The sequence below is a fragment of the Streptosporangium sp. H13245 genome (assembly GCF_055690525.1).
Genome location: NZ_JBSZKT010000003.1, coordinates 61713 through 79381, shown reverse-complemented (window position 1 = coordinate 79381; position 17669 = coordinate 61713). Strand labels below are relative to the sequence as shown.

Sequence of the window (17669 nt, the reverse complement as noted above, 5' to 3'; positions counted from 1 at the left end):
TCGGAGATGGATTCGGGTGCGGGTGATTGTGCGGTTGTCAGCTCGGCTTCCTTGAGCGGTCCTTGAGTCGGTCTCGCCGTACGGCGAGTCGCCGTGCGGCGCGGTCGAGGCCGGGAGTGGGGCCTCCACCGTCGAGGTGCGCGGCCAGGGCACGGATGGTCGGGTGCCGGAACAGGTCCACGATCGGGATCTCCCGGCTGAGGGCCGAGCCCAGACGGGCCTGGACGGCGGCGATCGCCAGCGAGTGGCCGCCGATCTCGAAGAAGTTGTCGGCCGCGCCCACCCGGGGCACGCCGAGCACGGCCCGCCACACCTCGGCCACGGCCCGCTCGGTCGGGCCGGACACCTCCCCGCCCGCCTCGCCTCCCGGCCGGGACACGGGGCGGCGCAGCGCGGCGCGGTCGACCTTGCCGTTGGGGGTGAGCGGCAGCGTGGGAACCACGATCACCTCGGCGGGCACCGCGTGCTCGGGCAGCACCGCGCGCAGGTGGTCGAGCAGCCGGGGCGCGGCCAGCCCCGGCCTGCGGGGCACCGCGTAGGCGTGCAACACCGTCTCGCGCCGCTCGTCCCGGTCGGCCACCGCGGCGGCGGCGCGGACCTCGGGGTGGGCGGACAGCGCCGCCTCCACCTCGCCCAGCTCCACCCGGAAACCGCGGATCTTCACCTGGTCGTCGCGCCGCCCGGCGATCGTCACCGTCCCGTCGGGGTTGAGGCGGCCGAGGTCGCCGGTGGCGAAGGCGTCCCCGGTGAAGCGGAGCCGGGTGAGCCCGGCGTCGAGATAGCCGGTCGCCAGATTGGCGCTGCGCACGACCACCTCGCCCAGCTCGCCCACCCCGGCCCGGCCGCCGTGCCCGCCGACCACGACCAGCTCGCTGCCCTCGACGCCGCGCCCCGCGGGGACGGGTTCGGCGCTCTCGCGCACCCCGGCGGGGATCTCGTGCCAGGCGTGGGCCTGCGGGGTCTCGGTGGTGCCGTAGAAGGCCACCAGGCGGGCGGCCGGGACCAGGCGGCGCAGCCGCGCGGCGTCGGCGTGGGTGAGCCGGTCGCCGCCGGTCGCCACCAGCCGGACCCCGGGCAGCACCGCGCCGGTCCCGCAGAGCATCCTGGCCAGCTGCGGGGTCAGGTGCAGTACGGTGACGCGGTGCTCGCGCAGCCACGCGACCAGCCGGACGGGGTCGCGGAGCAGTTCCCGCTCCGGCAGGCACAGCCGGGCGCCGGTGGCGAGCGGCACGAACACGTCGCGCAGCGCGGGGTCGTGCGCCAGGCCCGACAGCAGGGCGAAGCGGTCGGCCGGGGTCACCGCGAAGGTCGCCGCGTACCAGGCGACGAAGTGCGCGAGCGGTCCCTCGCCGGTCACCACCGGCTTGGGGTCGCCGGTGGTGCCCGAGGTGAGCGACAGGTAGCCCCGTTCGGGATGCGGCTCCCACGGCTCCCACGGCGTCCCGGTCAGGGACGGCCCGCTCCCGGAAAGCGCGCTCTCGGAAAGCACAGTCCTGGACGGCACCGTCCCGGAAAACGCGCCCTCGGACGGCGAGCTCTCCAAGAGCACACTCTCTGAGAGCGCGGTCTCCAAGAGCACGCTCTCCGGGAGCGTGATCTCCGGGAGGCCCGCCAGGGAGGGCGCGCCCGGACAGCGCAGCGCCGCCACGGCCCCGGCGGCGGCGGCCTGGCGGGCCAGCACCGGCTCCGGGTGCGCCGGGTCGAGGATCACCCAGCGGGCCCCGGTCGCGAGCACCCCCAGCAGCAGGCCGGGAAGCTCGGGGACCCGCGCGCCGAGCACCGCGACCGCCTGGCCCGGCTCCACCCCGGCCGCGCGCAGCGCCGAGGTCGTACGGTGGCGCAGCGCGGTGAGCTCCGTGTACCCGAGGACCCGCCCCGCCCCCTCCACCACGACGTCGCCGTGCAGGGTGTCCAGCGGCCCGGGACCGTCCCAGACCGGCAGCGCGGCGGGTGGCTCCTGCGGGGCGAGCCGGGCCGCGCGCGCCGCCCCCGCCGGGTCGGCGAGCAGGTCGCCCAGCAGGTGCGCGTAACCGGCCAGCAGGGCGTCCATCCTGGCGGCGGAGAACAGGTCGGGGTTGTAGACGAGCTGCAGGGCGTAACCGTCGCCGCGCTCGCTGACGTACATCGTCAGGTCGAACAGCGCGCCCGGCAGCCCGGCGGGCAGCGGCTCGGTCACGCACCCCGGCAGGTCCAGCTTGGGCTCCGCGAAGTTGTACATGTTGAACAGCACCTGCGTCACCGGGTTGCGCCCCAGGTCACGCGGGACGCGCAGCGCCTCCACGACGCGCTCCAGCGGCACGTCGCCGTGGGAGACGACCTCGGCGAGCTCGTCGCGGCAGCGGGCCACGTGCTCCTCGAACGAGATCTCGGGGTCCTGGCGCAGCCGCAGCGGCAGCATCCGCACGCACATGCCGATCAGCGACTCGAACGCGACGTGCCCCCGGTCGGCGTACGGGGTGCCGACGAGCAGGTCCCGCTGCCCGGACAGCCTGGAGAGCAGCTGCGCGAACGCGGCCAGCAGCACCGGGTACGGGGTGACCCCCAGCCGGACCGCGAGCCTCCTGACATAGTCTCCGGTCTCGGCGTCAATCTCGGCTGTTCGGAGCGCTCCAAAAAAAGTTTGCACAGGTGGGCGGGGGGTGTCCCTGGGCAGGTCGAGCACCATGGGGGCGTCCCTGAGGTGCTCGCGCCACCAGTCGACCCCGTCGCCGTCGGAACGCTCCCTCGACCAGCGCGCGTAGTCGGCGAACGACGCGCCCGCCGGGCCCGGCGGGTCACCCCGGTAGGCGGCGCTCAGGTCCCGGTGGAAGACGTCCTGGGACCAGCCGTCGAAGACGATGTGGTGCGCCGTCACCGCGAGTACGTGGTCGTCCTCGGCCAGCCGGATCAGCCTGGCCCGCACCAGCGGGTCGCGCGCCAGGTCGAACCGCGTCCGCGCCTCCGTCTCCAGCGCCCTCGCCAGCGCGGCCCCGGGATCGGGAAGCGCGGAGAGGTCGTCGAGCGGGAGCGGCACCTCGCCGGGCGGCACGACCGACACGTGGGGCACGCCGTCGCGGGAGGTGATCCGCCAGCGCAGCGTCTCGTGCCGGGCCACCACGGACTCCAGGGCGTTCCGCAGCGCGCCGTGGTCCAGCGGGCCGCGTACGCGCTCGGCCATCGCGATGTTGTGCGCGGGGGTGTCGGGGGCGAGCCGCTCCACGAACCACATGCGCCGCTGCGCGGGCGACAGCGCCGGGGGCTCACCGGGCGGTACGCCCTCCGAGGGCGCGGTGTCCCGGAGGGGGGCGGCCTCGACGCCGGAGGAGAGGGCGCCGTAGGTGCGGGCCGCGTAGACGTCCTCGACCGAGATGTCCCGGCCCAGCTCCGCCCGGACGGCCGACACCAGGCGCATCGCCCGCAGCGAGTGCCCGCCGCGCTCGAAGAAGTCGTCGTCGGGGCCCGGGAGGGGGGCGTCGAGCACCCGCGCCCAGATCCCCGCCAGCCCCGAGGCCCCGGAGGCGTCTCCGGAGGCGTTCCCGGCGAGGCCGCGCAGGGCGGCGAGGTCGACCTTGCCGGAGGTGTTCAGCGGCAGGGCGGGGACGCGTACCACGCGGGTGGGCAGCATGTAGACCGGCAGCCGTCCCGCGCAGTGCACCCGCAGGGCCGCCAGCCCCGGCGCGTCCAGCGGCGCGACGTAGGCGACCAGCTCGCCGGGGGCGTCGACCACCGCCTGCGTCACCCCGGGGTGGGACCGCACCACCGACTCGACCTCGCCGATCTCGACCCGCTGCCCCTGGATCTTCACCTGCCGGTCCAGCCGTCCCATGAAGGCGATCCGGCCGTCCTCCTGCCAGGCGACGTGGTCGCCGGTGCGGTAGAGCCGGGCCCCGGGTACGGCGTCGAAGGGGTCGGGGACGAACCTCTCGGCCGTCATGCCGGGCAGGCCCAGGTAGCCGCGGCTCACCTGGGGGCCGCCGATGTACAGCTCGCCGGGGACGCCGACGGGACACTCGCGCATGTCCTCGTCCAGGACGTGCGCCCGGCAGCCGTGCAGGGGGTACCCGATCGGCAGCGACCGCTCCCAGGTCCCCGACAGCTCGGTGCCGACCACGCAGACGGTGGTCTCCGTGGGGCCGTACCAGTTGTGGAAGCGGGTGTGCGCCGACCAGCGGGCCACCTGCTCGGGGCCCGGCGGCTCCCCGGCCGTGACCAGGTCGCGCAGGTGCGGCAGCCGGGCCGGGTCGACCAGCGGCAGCAGGGCGGGCGGGACGAACCCCCAGGTGACGTCGTGCGCCTCCAGGAACCGCTGCAGGCGGGCCGGGTCGGTCCTGTCCTCGTCGGGAACCAGCTGCACGCAGCCGCCCACGGTGAGCGGCGCGAGCATGTCGAGCACCGAGACGTCGAACCCGAGCGCGGAGAACGCGATCGACCGGCAGGTGCCGTCCAGGCCGAAGTGGGCCGCCGCGGCCGAGGCGAACGCGGCCGCGGACGCGTGGCTCACCACCACGCCCTTGGGCCGCCCGGTCGATCCGGACGTGTACAGGACGTAGGCGGCGTTCCCCGGCAGCGCCCGGCCGCCGTCGTTTTTGGTTTCGGTCCCGTCCGGAGTTACGGCCAGGGGCCCGGTGGGGGTCCCGGAGGTAATTTCGGACACGGTCGCGGTCGCGGAACTCGTTTCCGGCTCGACCAGGGGACGCCCGCATCCGTCCAGCAGCATGCGGCCCTGGCCGTCGGCCACGACGACCGTGACGCCCGCGTCGTCGAGCACCTCGTCGAGTCTCCGGCGCGGATGCGCCGGGTCGAGGGGGACGTACGCGCCGCCCGCCAGCATGATGCCGAGGGCGGCGACGGTCATCAGCGGAGTGCGCCTGACACAGAGCCCGACCCGGTCCTCGGGACCCACTCCGAGAGCGCGTAGTCGCAGCGCGAGCGCGGTGGCGGCGCCGATCAGCTCGCGGTAGGTGAGGCCGGTGTCCCACTGGCGGATCGCCGGGGCGGAGGGCGTCCGCGCCGCCTGGGCGGCGACGAGATCGCACAGCAGCGTGTCCGGGGCGACATGGGATGGCCCGGCCGTCCAGCCGGTGGGTGTGGGGGCCGTCGGCGGCGCCGGTGGAGTGAGCGACGGACCGTGCAACGAGGCGGACGACGAGTCCCCCCGCATCGCTTCGAGCATTCACCCCCCATAGCCCCAAACAGGGTTTATGCCCTGTCAAGTATTCACAAGCGATAAGCCAGATCATTCCTATTATTTGTGTCATCGGCAGTCAAGGATTGAAAGTTAAACGTGTGTCGGAATGCCGGTTTCGGCCGCGCGGGAAGATCATCGAGCGTCCTGACGCTCCGGGATCGCCGCAGCTCACGGCGATCGGGGTGAACGGAAGGTGACCTACCACTTCCGTGCGTCGTGAAGCGTCTCACTCTGTGGACACCAAATGTGGCCGGAGGCTACCAAGAGCAAGCGTCCAAAATGCCAGTTTCGGTCTTAGTTCACCGCGCTGTCATTTCGGTCGTATTCACCGGCGATCCGCTCGGCCTCCTCGTCCGTGAGCCGGTCGATCTCCGCCGCCAGGCACTCCTCCACCACCAGCGCCAACCCCCGGACCGAACGCGTGGTGAACAGGGCGTTGAGCGGCAGGTCGATGCCCACCGCCGAGCAGATCCTGGCGACGACCTTGGTGCCGAGCAGCGAGTGGCCGCCCACGTCGAAGAAGTCGTCGTCGATCCCGATGCCGTTCCTGCCCAGCACCTCGCACCAGATCTCGTGCACCAGCTCCTCACTCGCGGTGACCGGTCCCGCGGGTGCGGCCGGGGCCTCCTCCGCGACGGGGGAGGGCAGCGAGGCGCGGTCGAGCTTGCCGTTGGGCAGCCTCGGGAAATCCCGCATCGGTACGAAGAGGCTCGGCACCATCGTCGCGGGCAGCCGCGTCGCCAGGAACGCCCGCAACTCCCCGGCCGTCACCTCCGCGCCCGCTCCCGTTCCCACGCCCGTACTCCCGCTCACCTTCACCCCCGCCGGTGTTCCCGCGCCCACCGATGAGCCCGCACCCGCACCCGCACCCGTTCCCGCGCCCGCACCCGCGCCCGTTCCCGCGCCCGTTCCCGCGCCCGTTCCCGCATCCGCGCCCACCGATGAGCCCGCGCCCGTGTCCACGTACGCGACCAGTGCCCGACCGCCGGGGGCGTCGTCCCTGACCGAGGCGACCGCCCGCCGTACCCCGGGGTGTGCCGCCAGCGCCGCCTCCACCTCGCCCAGCTCGATCCGTACCCCCCGCACCTTCACCTGGTCGTCCGCGCGCCCGAGGAACTCCAGCGTGCCGTCGGGCAGCCGCCGTACGAGGTCACCCGTCCGGTAGAGACGGCCGCCCCGGCCGAACGGGTCGGGGACGAACCGCTCGGCGGTCAGCCCCGGCCGCCCCCGGTAGCCCCGGGCCACCCCGTCGCCGCCCAGGAACAGCTCACCGGCGACACCGACGGGCACCGGCTCCATCGCCTCGTCCAGCACGTACGCGGTGGTGCCCGCGACCGGCGCGCCGATCGACATCGACTCCGCGCCCTCGGGCACCCGGTGCGCCAGCGACCAGATCGTTGTCTCCGTCGGCCCGTAGAGGTTCCACAGCTCACCGGCGACCCGCTGGATCCGCCCGGCCAGCGGCACCGGCAGCGGCTCCCCGCCGCTGAACACGCGCGGCAGCCCGGCGGGCAGCCGCTCCAGGATCTCCTCCAGCACCGACGGCGGCGCCTGCACCGTCGTCACCCCCGCCTCCGCCACCAGCTCACCCAGCCCGCCGTTGCCGTACGGGGGAGCGAGCACCACCGCGCCGCCCGCCGTCAGCGGGCCGAAGATCTCCAGTGCCGCGATGTCGAACGACAGTGAGGTGAGCAGCAGCATCCGTTCCCGCTCGGTGAACCCCAGCCCGGCGACCAGGTTCACCACCCCGCGATGGGGGACCACCACCCCCTTGGGCACGCCCGTCGACCCCGAGGTGTAGATCACGTACGCCGGAGCGTCGGGCGAGAGGGGACCGGGGACGAAGGGGACGGACCCGGACGAACCATTCACCGGCAGCGCGTCCAGCAGGATCGCCGGGGGATGGTCGGACGGCAGCCGCTCGACCAGCGTCGAGCGGGTCAGCAGCAGCGGGCTGCCCGAGTCGGCCAGCATGAACCCCAGCCGCTCCACCGGATAGTCCGGATCCAGCGGCACGTAGCAGCCGCCCGTCTTCAGCACCGCCAGCAGCGCCACGACCAGCTCGGGGCTCCTCGGCAGGCACACCGCGACCGGCGTCTCCACCCCCACCCCGCGCTCGCGCAGCCGCCTGGCCAGCGCGCCCGCCCGCTCCTCCAGGTGCCCGTAGGTGAGCGTCCCCTCGGCCGAGACGACCGCCGGGGCGTCCGGCGCCCGCTCCGCCCGCTCGGCGATCAGCTCGTGCAGGCAGCGTTCGGGGTAGGAGGCCGCCTGGCCGTGCCAGGAGGCCAGCAGCCGCTCCCGCTCCCGCCCGTCCATCAGCGGCAGCCGGGAGATCGGCAGCTCCGGGTCGTCGACGGCCGTGCCGAGCAGCGTCAGGTACGCCGACACCAGGCGGCGGATCGTGTCCTCGTCGAACAGGTCCGTGCTGTACTCGACCCAGCCCTCCATCCTGCCGTCCGGATTGTGGAGCTCCATGGTGAGATCGGCCTTCGAGGTGCCGTTGCCGTACCGGCCGCGCCCGTCCACCGCGATCTGGTTGAACCCCACCTGGAACAGCGGCGTCCTGCCGGGGTCGCGGGGCGGGCCCACCGCCTCCACGAGCTTCGCGAACGGCACGTTCTGGTGGTCGAACGCCTCAAGCACGGTCGTGCGGACCCGGTCCAGCGCCTCGCCGAACGCCGGGTCACCGCCCAGGTCGGTACGGAGCGGCAGCGTGTTGACGAACATGCCGATCAGCGCGTCCAGCTCCGGCAGCTCCCGCCCGGCGACGGGGGAGCCCACCACCACGTCGGTCCGCCCGCTCCAGCGCGCCAGCAGCACCGAGAACGCCGTCAGCAGCACGGTGAACGGCGTGGTGCCCCGCCGCCTCGCCAGCGCGCCCACCCGCCCGGTCAGCTCCTCCGGCACGGCGAAGTCCAGCACCGAGCCCACGTAACTCATCTCCGCCGGGCGCGGCCGGTCGGACGGCAGCTCCAGCGGGACGCTCCCGCGCATCCGCTCCCGCCAGTAGGCCAGGTCGCCGTCCAGCTCGCCGCCGCCCAGCCGGTCGCGCTGCCAGACCGCGTAGTCGGCGTACTGGATCGCCAGCCCGGGCAGCTCGGGCTCGCGGCCCTCGCGCAGCGCCAGGTAGACCTCGGCCAGCTCCCGCCACAGGATGCCGGACGACCAGGCGTCGAAGATCGTGTGGTGCAGGATCAGCAGCAGCCGCGACTCCCCGCCGCCCAGCTCCACCAGCCGTACCCGCCAGAGCGGGGCGCTGTCCAGCCGGAACGGGCCGCGCGCCTCCTCGGCCGCGACCCGCTCGAACTCCTTCTCCGCCGCCTCCGGGGTCAGCGCGGAAAGGTCGCTCCTGGCCACCGAGACCGGCACCCGGTCCGCGATCGTCTGCACGACCCGCTCGTCGCGCAGCTCGAACGCCGTCCGCATAGACTCGTGCCGCCTCGCGAGCACCGCCAGCGCCCGCTCCAGGAGACCGGGATCCATCGGACGCAGCCTGGCCGTCTCCAGGCGGACGGCGATGTTGTACACGGCCAGGTCCGGCAGGAGCTCGTGCAGGAACCAGATCCGCTCCTGGGCGAACGAAGCGGGAAAGACGTCCATCTACGCGTTCTCCTTCAGGCACTCGCGGAGCTGTTCCGCGATCACGGGCAGGGCGGCCGTCTCGCCCAGGGTGGCCAGCCAGTGCCACTGCTCCAAGGCGTGGCGGAGCCGGTAGAAGGCCAGGCGCTCCGGCCAGTCGTCCGGCAGGTCGCCGTACCCCTCGAACAGGTGCCGCCGCCGCTCCGCGTCGCCCCTGACCGCGAAGTAGTCGGTCCGCGCCAGGTCCATCAGCGGGTCGCCGCCCAGCGCGTTGTCCATGTCGACGACCCCGGTCATCCTCGGCGGATCCCCTTCGGCGACCATGACGTTGCGCTCGTGGAAGTCGTTGTGGCACAGCACGGGGGAGTCGCAGCGCGCCACCAGGTGGCGGTTGCGCCCGACGTACGCGGAGATCTCCGCGTGCAGCCCCGGATCCCCGCCGAACTCGGTGAACTGCGCCAGCCTCAGGTCCAGCTCCTGGTGCGCGTACGCCTCCGTCGTGGTCCGCCTCACCCTCTCCAGCAGCTCCAGGAACCCCGGGTCACCCGACAGGCCCGCGCGCATCGCCAGCGCGTTCACGAACATGCCGATCACGCTCTCCAGCTCCCGCCGGGGGCACCCGCCCACCGGGGAGCCGACCGCGAAGTCGTCCTGGCGCGCGTACCGGCCGAGCAGCACCTGGTACGCCGCCAGCAGCACCATGTACAGGGTCGCGCCGGACTCCCGCGCCAGCCGCTCCACGAGCTCTCGCCCCAGCGTGAAACCGTGCGAGGCCCCCGCGAACGTCTGCTCGCCCCGCCGCCGCCCGTCCACGGGAAGCTTCAGCGGCACCACCCCGGCCAGTCGCGCCCGCCAGCAGGACAGACCGGCCTCGGAGACCGGCCGCTCCCGCTGCCGCAGCGCGTAGTCGCCGTACCGCAACGGCGGCTCGGGAGGCTCCGTCCCCGCGTAACAGGCCCGCAGCTCCTCGGCCAGGATGTCGGTGGACCAGCCGTCACCGCGGATGTGGTGCAGCGCCACCAGCAACACGTGATCCTCGGCGCCTCCCACGCTCCCTCCCGCGCCCCCGGCCGCGTTTCCTGTGTTTCCCGCGGGCCGCCGCCGGGGGATCGTGAACACCGGATCCGGCGCGCGACGGCGCAGCCGTTTCTCCAGGAGCGCTCGCTTGGCGTCGGAAAGCTGTGTGCTGCTTAGGGACTGGCCAGGCGAGGACGTCACACGTGTCTCACTTTCGGCAGGGGGCTGGACGCGCTCCGCGGCCGGGGAACGCACCAGGTCTCTCCGAGGTCGCTTACCTTTCCTTAGGATTAATGACATTCATACATATCTGTCTGACTGCGTCGAGATCGACAGGACAACCCGCCTACCCGCGGTGATCGGTCTCCTCGTACTCCCAGGTCCGCAGCGTCATCGACCGCCCCTTCTCCTCCGAGGGGACCGGCGGCGCGTCCGTCAGGTGGTAGCCCGCCGCGCGGGCCACCGCCACGCTCGCCGCGTTGTCGGCCTCGATCTCCAGCAGCAGCCGGGACACCCCCACCGTCTTCCGGGCGAACTCCGTCATCACCCGCACCGCGCCCGAGGCGAGCCCCCGCCCCCGGTAGGCCGCTCCCAGCCCGTAACCGATCTCCGCGACGTCCAGGCCCAGCCCGCTCAGCATCAGCAACACCTCGCCCGCGGGCTCGCCCCCGTCCACGGTGATCGCCAGCTGCATCCGCTCCCCGGCCGCCCGCCGCCGCCGGGCCCGCTCCAGATAGGCCCGCGCCGCCTCCGGGTCGAACGGCGAGGCGAGCGGCGTCCAGTACGCCACCTCGGGGTCGTCGAACAGTTCCACCATGGCCGCCAGGTCGTCGTCCTCCCACTCCCGCAGCACCACCCCGTGCCCGCTCAGCCGCACCCGCTCGGGAAGGCACACCCGCCCGGCACCGAGATCACCCTGCTCCACCCGGCCGTCCCCCACAGCTTCCACGCCGCCACCTCCCGTTACACCACTTCAGGCCACTTCCCGAGCAACCTACTCCGCCCGCGGGACCACCACCCGCCACCCCGGGGCCCCGGCCCCGCGAACCCGTCCGGCCGCCACCACCGCTCCGGCTCGATCCCACGTCCGTGTTCGCGTCCCTGTTCGCGTCCTGGACCGTGCCGGGGAAACGGACGTGGAATAGCCCTTTCCCGCCACTCACCGATGCGGTCGGCATAACCGACGACAGGACGGCACTCGCCATCTCGACAAGTCCTGACCGGAGAGTGGCGACCGGCGGACCCCTTCTCACGTAGAAGTTCACGTAGAAGTGCGGTGGCCGTCACCCGGATACAGGCCAAATGGCCAGGCGTAGGCCCGCGGCTGTGGCATCGGGGACAACGGCGATGTCGGCTCTCGTCTTCGAAGTCACCGGTGCGCCTTTTCTGGATCGCTCCAGCGGACGCGCGGCGGAGTTTGGCCACCTGTCGATGGATAAGGCCGATCGCCGGGAGGTGGAGGGCACGGTCAACGGTTTCGCGAGGGCGCACGGGGCTACGATGCCAAGCGCCACCGACAGTTTTTGAACCGTTCCACAATGCGCCGGAGAAGTCTCCCGGGGCGTTCGACGGAGATAGAGGTGCCCCGAGTGGGATTCGAACCCACACTGAATGGATTTTGAGTCCATCGACTCTGCCGTTGGTCTATCGGGGCATTTTCTGCATTTGTCCGGACCTTGCGCGCCAGCTAAGAGCTTACCGAGAAGTAGAGGGCTCTCGGGCACCGGCGTGGTCCCAATCTAGCGGACGTCGGTACTCTCTTGCTCGTGAGTACGCAGCGGCGAGTGGTGATCGCGGAAGACGAGGCGCTGATTCGCCTCGACCTCAAGGAGATGCTGGAGGAGGAGGGGTATGCGGTCGTCGCGGAGGCCGGGGACGGGGAGTCGGCGGTCAAGCTGGCGATGGAGCAGCGGCCGGATCTGGTGATCCTGGATGTGAAGATGCCCATCCTGGACGGGATCTCCGCGGCCGAGCAGATCGTGTCGCAGCGGATCGCGCCGTGTCTCATCCTCACGGCCTTCTCGCAGCGCGACCTGGTCGAGCGGGCGAGGGACGCCGGTGCGATGGCGTACCTGGTGAAGCCGTTCACGAAGTCGGACCTGGTTCCGGCGATCGAGATGGCGGTCAGCAGGCACCAGGAGATCGCCGCCCTGGAGCGGGAGGTCGGGACGCTCTCGGAGCGGCTGGAGACGCGCAAGCTGGTCGAGCGGGCCAAGGGGCTGCTGATGGAGCGGCACGGATGGAGCGAGCCGCAGGCGTTCCGGTGGATCCAGAAGGCGTCGATGGACCGCAGGTTGAGCATGCGGCAGGTGGCGCAGATCGTCGTGGCGGACGGGGCGGGGCCCGAGGCGGAGGCTCCGGAGGCCTGATCGGCTCCCCGGCCCCCGCGGGGCGCGTTCCGGAGGGCGCGGCACGGGCTTCCGGATGGTCGGAGTGATCCCCGCGGAGACCGTAAGGTTGCCAGTGACCACGGCTTTTGTATCTGATAGCCGAAAAGGATCGGTGTTATAACGAAGCGGTAACGGTGGGCCGTCCTGTATCGACCCGTGACATCCGCTAGTTGTACTAACCGACACAACCCCTGGCCACCCGCCAGGGAAGGGCATCTGTGAACTCGGTCCTGACGAGGGACTGGGCGAAAGGAAGGCAACCTTGCGGCCTAAGACTGCACGCCTCGGTGGAGTGCTTGCCGCCGGTGTGGCGCTCACCCTCGGTCTCGCTGCCTGCAGCAGCGGTGGTACGGAGGCCACGCCGGCTGAGGGCGGCTCAAGTGGTGCTGCCGCCCCCACCACCGTCAAGCTTGGCTTCATGGGCGACCTGACGGGTGCCAACGCCGGCATCGTCATCCCCCCCCGGAACGGTGCGAAGCTCGTCATCGACGAGTACAACAAGACCAACCCGGCCGTGAAGATCGAGCTTGTCGAGTACGACAGCCAGGCGGACCCGTCAAAGGCGGTCGCCCTGGCCCAGCAGGCCATCAAGACCGACAAGATCGTCGGCCTGATCGGTCCCGCGTTCTCCGGTGAGTCCGCCCAGGTGGCGCCGGTGCTGGAGGAGGCGAAGCTGCCGAGCATCTCGGCCTCCGCCACCAACGCCGCGCTGGCGACGAACGGCTGGAAGTTCTGGCACCGCGTACTGCCGAGCGACAGCATCCAGGGCCCCGGCATCGGCGACTTCATCGCGACCGGTGTCGGCGCGAAGAACGTTTTCGTCATCGACGACAAGTCCGAGTACGGCAAGCCGCTGGCCGACGCCGTCAAGGCGGCGCTCGAGGCCAAGGGCGTCAAGCCGACGACCGACTCGCTCGACCCGGCCGAGAGTGACTTCTCCTCCGTGGTGAACAAGGTCGCGGCGGCCAAGCCCGAAGCGATCTTCTTCGGCGGCTACTACGCCGCGGGCGGCAACCTGCTCAAGCAGCTCCGCGACAAGGGTGTGACCGCCAAGTTCCTGTCCGGCGACGGTTCGCTGGACAAGGGCCTGATCGACGGCGCCGGTGCCGACAACGCCGAGGGTGCCCTGGTGGGCTGCCCCTGCTACATCGCCACCCCCGACGTCACCGACGCCAAGGTGAAGGCGTTCGCCGACGCCTACAAGGCCGCCTACAGCGCCGACCCGGCCATCTACGCGGCCGAGGGCTACGACGCCGCGACGGTCTTCGTCGACGCCATCAAGGCGGGCAACGTCACCCCTGACAAGATCAACGAGTTCATCGCCACGGTGGACCTCGCGGGTGTCTCGAAGCAGGTCAAGTTCGAGGCCAACGGTGAGGTCGCGGCGAAGGACATCTACATCTACCAGGTCAAGGATGGCGCGATCGGCCTGCTGGGCAAGGCCAACGAGGCCAAGCTGGGCTAGTCCGGCGCTGAAGGACAGTAGGTAGTCGACGCGCGGGGAGCGGGAACGCCGCGAATGCGTTCCCGCTCCTCTCGTACTTCCAGAGAGTCCACGAGGTTCTGCTGGAGGCGGTGTGCTACCCGGACGTGCAGGCGACCCCCGCTAGAAGTGGTAAACCCTAGTGCTCAATGACTTCATCAATCAGTTCTGGCCGGCGACGATCGACGGCCTGGCCTTCGGCTCGATCTACGCCCTGATCGCGCTCGGTTACACGATGGTGTACGGCGTGCTGCGGCTGATCAACTTCGCGCATTCCGAAGTTTTCATGATCGGCACATTCGGTGCGATGTTCGTACCGTTCGTGTTCGGCATCAACTCGCCCCTCACGGGCATCGCGCTGGTCGGCCTCATCCTGGCGATGATCCTGGCCGGCATGCTCGCCTCGGCGGGCACCGCGGTGGCGCTGGAGCGAATCGCCTACCGGCCGCTGCGCCAGCGCGGCGCGTCCCGGCTGGCGGCGCTGATCTCGGCGATCGGCGCCTCGATCTTCCTCCAGGAGCTGTTCGCGCTCCTGGTGATCCCGAACGTCTTCAACCGCCCCGAGCAGGGCAGGATCCAGATGGGTCTGCCCCGCATCATGGAGCGGACAGAGCTTTTCTCGATCTTCGGCCACGCGGTCAGGATCGACCAGATCTTCGTCATCGTCGCCGCGATCGGCATGATGATCGCGCTGGACGCCCTGGTGAACCGGACGAAGATCGGCCGGGGTATTCGCGCCACCGCGCAGAACCCCGAGGCGGCCGTCCTGATGGGCGTCGACATCAACCGGATCGTGCGGATGACCTTCCTCATCGGCGGAAGCATGGCCGGTGTGGCGGGAGCGCTCTACCTGATCTCGTACGAGAACACGAACTACTACATCGGATTCCTCTTCGGTATCAAGGCGTTCACCGCGGCGGTCCTGGGTGGCATCGGTAACCTGCGCGGCGCCCTGGTCGGCGGAATCACGCTCGGGCTGGTGGAGAACTACGGGGCCATCTTCTTCGGCTCCGACTGGAAGCACGTGATCTCCTTCACCATCCTCGTCTTGGTCCTGATGTTCCGCCCCACCGGCATCCTCGGTGAATCACTCCAGCAGGCGCGCGCATGAACCAGAAGAATCCCCTGGCAGGCATCCGCAACGGCCTTGGCCGCTTCGGTGACGACATGCACGACCGCTGGCAGATCACTCCCGGCTGGCAGCGCTGGATCCTGTATGTGGCCCTGATCATCGGCGCGCTGCTGCTGCCGTCGGAGAGCCTCGCCCCCTTCATGTCGCCCTACACCGACTGGGCGAGCATCCTGTTCTTCCCGATCGGGACGTACGTCGTCCTGGCGATCGGCCTGAACGTGGTGGTCGGCCAGGCCGGCCTGCTCGACCTGGGCTTCGTCGCGTTCTACGCGGTCGGCGGCTACGCGATGGCGCTGATCGGCACCCGGCTGGGCTGGAACTTCTGGCTCATCCTGCTGGTCGGCATCGGGATCTGCGCCCTGTCGGGCATCACGCTCGGCGCCCCGACGCTGCGGTTGCGCGGTGACTATCTGGCGATCGTCACGCTGGGCTTCGGTGAGATCATCCGTATCACCGCCCGCAACACCGACGAGATCGGCGGCCCGAACGGCATCCGCGGCATCCCGCACCCGCCGAGCTACGAGGACCTGCACCTGTTCGGGATCAGCATCCCCAACGTGTTCGGGGTCGATCCGCTCAAGTACGGCGTGCTGGATCCGCGACCCTACTACTACCTGCTGGTCGCGCTGGCCGTCATCGTGATCATCCTGGTGAAGCGCTGGGAGAAGAGCCGGGTCGGGCGTGCCTGGGCGGCGATCCGCGAGGACGAGGACGCGGCCGAGGTCATGGGCGTGCCGACGTTCCGCTTCAAGATGCTCGCCTTCGCCATCGGCGCCTCCATCGGTGGCGCGATGGGCGTGCTGTGGGCGGCGAAGGCCATCTCGATCAACCCGAACGACTTCCAGTTCCTGCTGTCGGCGACGATCCTGGCCGCGGTGGTCATGGGCGGCGCGGGCAACCTGCCGGGTGTCATGCTGGGCGCCTTCGTGGTGGCCTGGCTGCCCGAGCGGTTCCGCGGGCTGCAGGAGTACCGCATGCTGATCTTCGGCGCGGTGCTCGTGGCGCTGATGATCTTCCGTCCGGAGGGTCTGCTGCCATCGCGGCAACGCAAGGCGGAGCTGAAAGAGGGGTCAGGCGGTATGGGTACGCTCGGGGCCGAGGTTCCCGGGCCCGAGTCGCACGGTGAGGAGGTGGCTTCCAAGTGAGCGCCGAAGTGAACCCGGCCGAGGTCAACCCGGCCGAAGCGCCTCCCAAGGCGGTCCAGGCGGAGCGCGCCGGTCGCGTCATGCTGGAGCTGAAGAACCTCGTCATGCGGTTCGGCGGTGTCACGGCACTGCGCGAGGTCAACCTGACCATCAACGAGGGGGAGATCTTCGCTCTCATCGGCCCGAACGGCGCCGGAAAGACCACGGTCTTCAACGTGGTGACCGGCGTCTACCAGCCGACCGAGGGTGAGGTCCGCTTCCTGGACGACAAGATCAGCGGCGTCAAGCGCTTCAAGATCACCAAGCGGGGCATCGCCCGCACGTTCCAGAACATCCGGCTGTTCCACAACATGACGGCCATCGAGAACGTCATGGTGGGCGCGGACGCGCACCACAGGTCCGGCATGGTCAGCGTGGCGCTGGGGCTTCCCTGGCACCGCCGGGCCGAGAAGGACGGGCGCAAGCTGGCGATGGAGCTGCTCGACTTCGTCGGCATCGCGCACCGCGCCAACGAGCACGCCAAGAACCTGCCCTACGGTGACCAGCGCCGTCTGGAGATCGCCCGCGCGCTCGCGACCAACCCGAAGCTGCTGCTGCTGGACGAGCCCGCCGCCGGTATGAACCCGGCGGAGAAGGTGGCGCTGCAGCAGCTGATCCGGGACATCCGCGACGCGGGCCGGACGATTCTGATCATCGAGCACGACATGAGCCTCATCATGGGCATCAGTGACCGCATCGCGGTGCTGGACTTCGGCCAGAAGATCGCCGATGGCCTGCCGGACGAGGTGCGGACCGACCCCCGGGTCGTCGAGGCGTATTTGGGAGCTCCCGCCGATGCTTCTTGAGGTCAAGGACATTCGTGTCCACTACGGCAAGATCGAGGCGCTCAAGGGCATCTCGGTCGAGGTGAACGAGGGCGAGATCGTCACGCTCATCGGGGCGAACGGGGCGGGCAAGACCACGACCCTGAAGACGATCTCGGGCCTGCGCGGCCTGTCGTCGGGGAGCATCACCTTCGACGGCAAGGACATCAGCAAGATGCCCGGCCACAAGCGGGTCCTCGCGGGCCTGGGGCAGGCGCCCGAGGGCCGGGGAGTGTTCCCCGGCATGACGGTGCACGACAACCTGCTCATGGGCGCGTACACCCGCTCGGGTGACTTCAGCGCCGACCTGGCCGAGGTCTACGAGCTCTTCCCCCGCCTGGCGGAGCGCAGGACCCAGATGGGCGGCACGATGTCCGGCGGCGAGCAGCAGATGCTCGCCATCGGCCGCGCGCTGATGGCCAAGCCCAAGGTGCTGCTGCTGGACGAGCCGTCGATGGGCCTGGCGCCGCTGCTGGTGCAGCAGATCTTCGAGATCATCGAGGAGATCAACCGCCGGGGCACCACGGTGCTGCTGGTGGAGCAGAACGCCCAGCAGGCGCTGAAGCTGGCCCACCGCGCCTACGTCCTGGAGACCGGGAAGGTGGTCAAGAGCGCGCCCGCGGACGAGCTGCTCAACGACCCCGCCGTGCAGGCCGCCTACCTCGGCGGCGGCGCGGAGCTCGACCTGGAGGCGGAGGCGGCGCAGGCCACCCCCGCCCAGAAGGCCCAGAAGGCCCCGGCTTCCGCTCCGGCCCCTCAGGAGAAGCGGGACGTCGCCGAGGAACTGCCCTGACCCATGATGCCGTGATGATCTTCGCGGCCTTCACGGCCTCGTGACAGGTGAGGGCCCGCCGCGCGTCCGCGGCGGGCCCTCTTCACACGATCCCGGAGCG

General features: G+C 71.0%; 11 protein-coding genes and 1 tRNA gene. 7 read left to right on the top strand and 5 right to left on the bottom strand.

Translation table 11 applies throughout. The features are described from left to right. Positions 1–37: 37 nt before the first annotated feature. The 4 genes from ACW9TB_RS07360 to ACW9TB_RS07345 all read right to left on the bottom strand — a co-directional run bounded on the left by ACW9TB_RS07360 (position 38) and on the right by ACW9TB_RS07345 (position 10712). Positions 38–5152 carry an amino acid adenylation domain-containing protein gene (locus ACW9TB_RS07360; RefSeq protein ID WP_472747173.1) on the bottom strand — a complete coding sequence of 1705 codons (5115 nt, stop codon included), beginning with the start codon at positions 5150–5152 and terminating at the stop codon, positions 38–40. A gap of 309 nt (positions 5153–5461) precedes the next feature. After that, positions 5462–8767, bottom strand: a complete 3306-nt coding sequence (locus tag ACW9TB_RS07355) for a non-ribosomal peptide synthetase (RefSeq protein ID WP_472747172.1) — start codon at positions 8765–8767, stop codon at positions 5462–5464. Beyond that, positions 8768–9796, bottom strand: coding sequence for a condensation domain-containing protein (locus ACW9TB_RS07350; RefSeq protein ID WP_472747171.1), 1029 nt, complete (start codon positions 9794–9796; stop codon positions 8768–8770). A 313-nt stretch (positions 9797–10109) separates the two neighbouring features. After that, positions 10110–10712, bottom strand: a complete 603-nt coding sequence (locus tag ACW9TB_RS07345; protein WP_472747170.1) for a GNAT family N-acetyltransferase — start codon at positions 10710–10712, stop codon at positions 10110–10112. A 398-nt stretch (positions 10713–11110) separates the two neighbouring features. Between ACW9TB_RS07345 and ACW9TB_RS07340 the strand changes: the two genes are divergently transcribed. Beyond that, positions 11111–11290: a hypothetical protein gene (locus ACW9TB_RS07340; protein ID WP_472747169.1), complete on the top strand. Its 180-nt coding sequence runs from the start codon at positions 11111–11113 to the stop codon at positions 11288–11290. Between the two features lie 54 nt (positions 11291–11344). Here the strand turns inward: ACW9TB_RS07340 and ACW9TB_RS07335 are convergent. Continuing rightward, positions 11345–11417, bottom strand: a tRNA-Leu gene (locus ACW9TB_RS07335). Between the two features lie 112 nt (positions 11418–11529). On the opposite strand from ACW9TB_RS07335, the gene ACW9TB_RS07330 reads away from it, so the two are divergent. From ACW9TB_RS07330 to ACW9TB_RS07305, 6 genes are all read left to right on the top strand, one after another. Then, the gene (locus tag ACW9TB_RS07330; RefSeq protein ID WP_472747168.1) at positions 11530–12132 is read left to right on the top strand and encodes an ANTAR domain-containing response regulator; all 603 of its coding nucleotides are present in this window, start codon (positions 11530–11532) and stop codon (positions 12130–12132) included. A gap of 313 nt (positions 12133–12445) precedes the next feature. Next, the gene (locus ACW9TB_RS07325; protein WP_472747576.1) at positions 12446–13618 is read left to right on the top strand and encodes a branched-chain amino acid ABC transporter substrate-binding protein; all 1173 of its coding nucleotides are present in this window, start codon (positions 12446–12448) and stop codon (positions 13616–13618) included. A 160-nt stretch (positions 13619–13778) separates the two neighbouring features. After that, a complete protein-coding gene (locus ACW9TB_RS07320; protein WP_472747167.1) occupies positions 13779–14747 on the top strand; it encodes a branched-chain amino acid ABC transporter permease in 969 nt (322 codons plus the stop codon). Beyond that, on the top strand, positions 14744–15913 hold the full coding sequence (locus ACW9TB_RS07315; RefSeq protein WP_472747166.1) for a branched-chain amino acid ABC transporter permease: 1170 nt from the start codon (positions 14744–14746) through the stop codon (positions 15911–15913). Before ACW9TB_RS07320 ends, ACW9TB_RS07315 begins: the two co-directional genes overlap by 4 nt. Continuing rightward, a complete protein-coding gene (locus ACW9TB_RS07310) occupies positions 15910–16758 on the top strand; it encodes an ABC transporter ATP-binding protein (protein ID WP_472747165.1) in 849 nt (282 codons plus the stop codon). The genes ACW9TB_RS07315 and ACW9TB_RS07310 overlap by 4 nt, the downstream gene beginning before the upstream one ends. After that, positions 16748–17569 (top strand): ABC transporter ATP-binding protein, encoded by an 822-nt coding sequence (locus ACW9TB_RS07305; RefSeq protein WP_472747164.1) that lies wholly within the window; start codon positions 16748–16750, stop codon positions 17567–17569. Before ACW9TB_RS07310 ends, ACW9TB_RS07305 begins: the two co-directional genes overlap by 11 nt. The last annotated feature ends 100 nt before the right edge of the window (positions 17570–17669 follow it).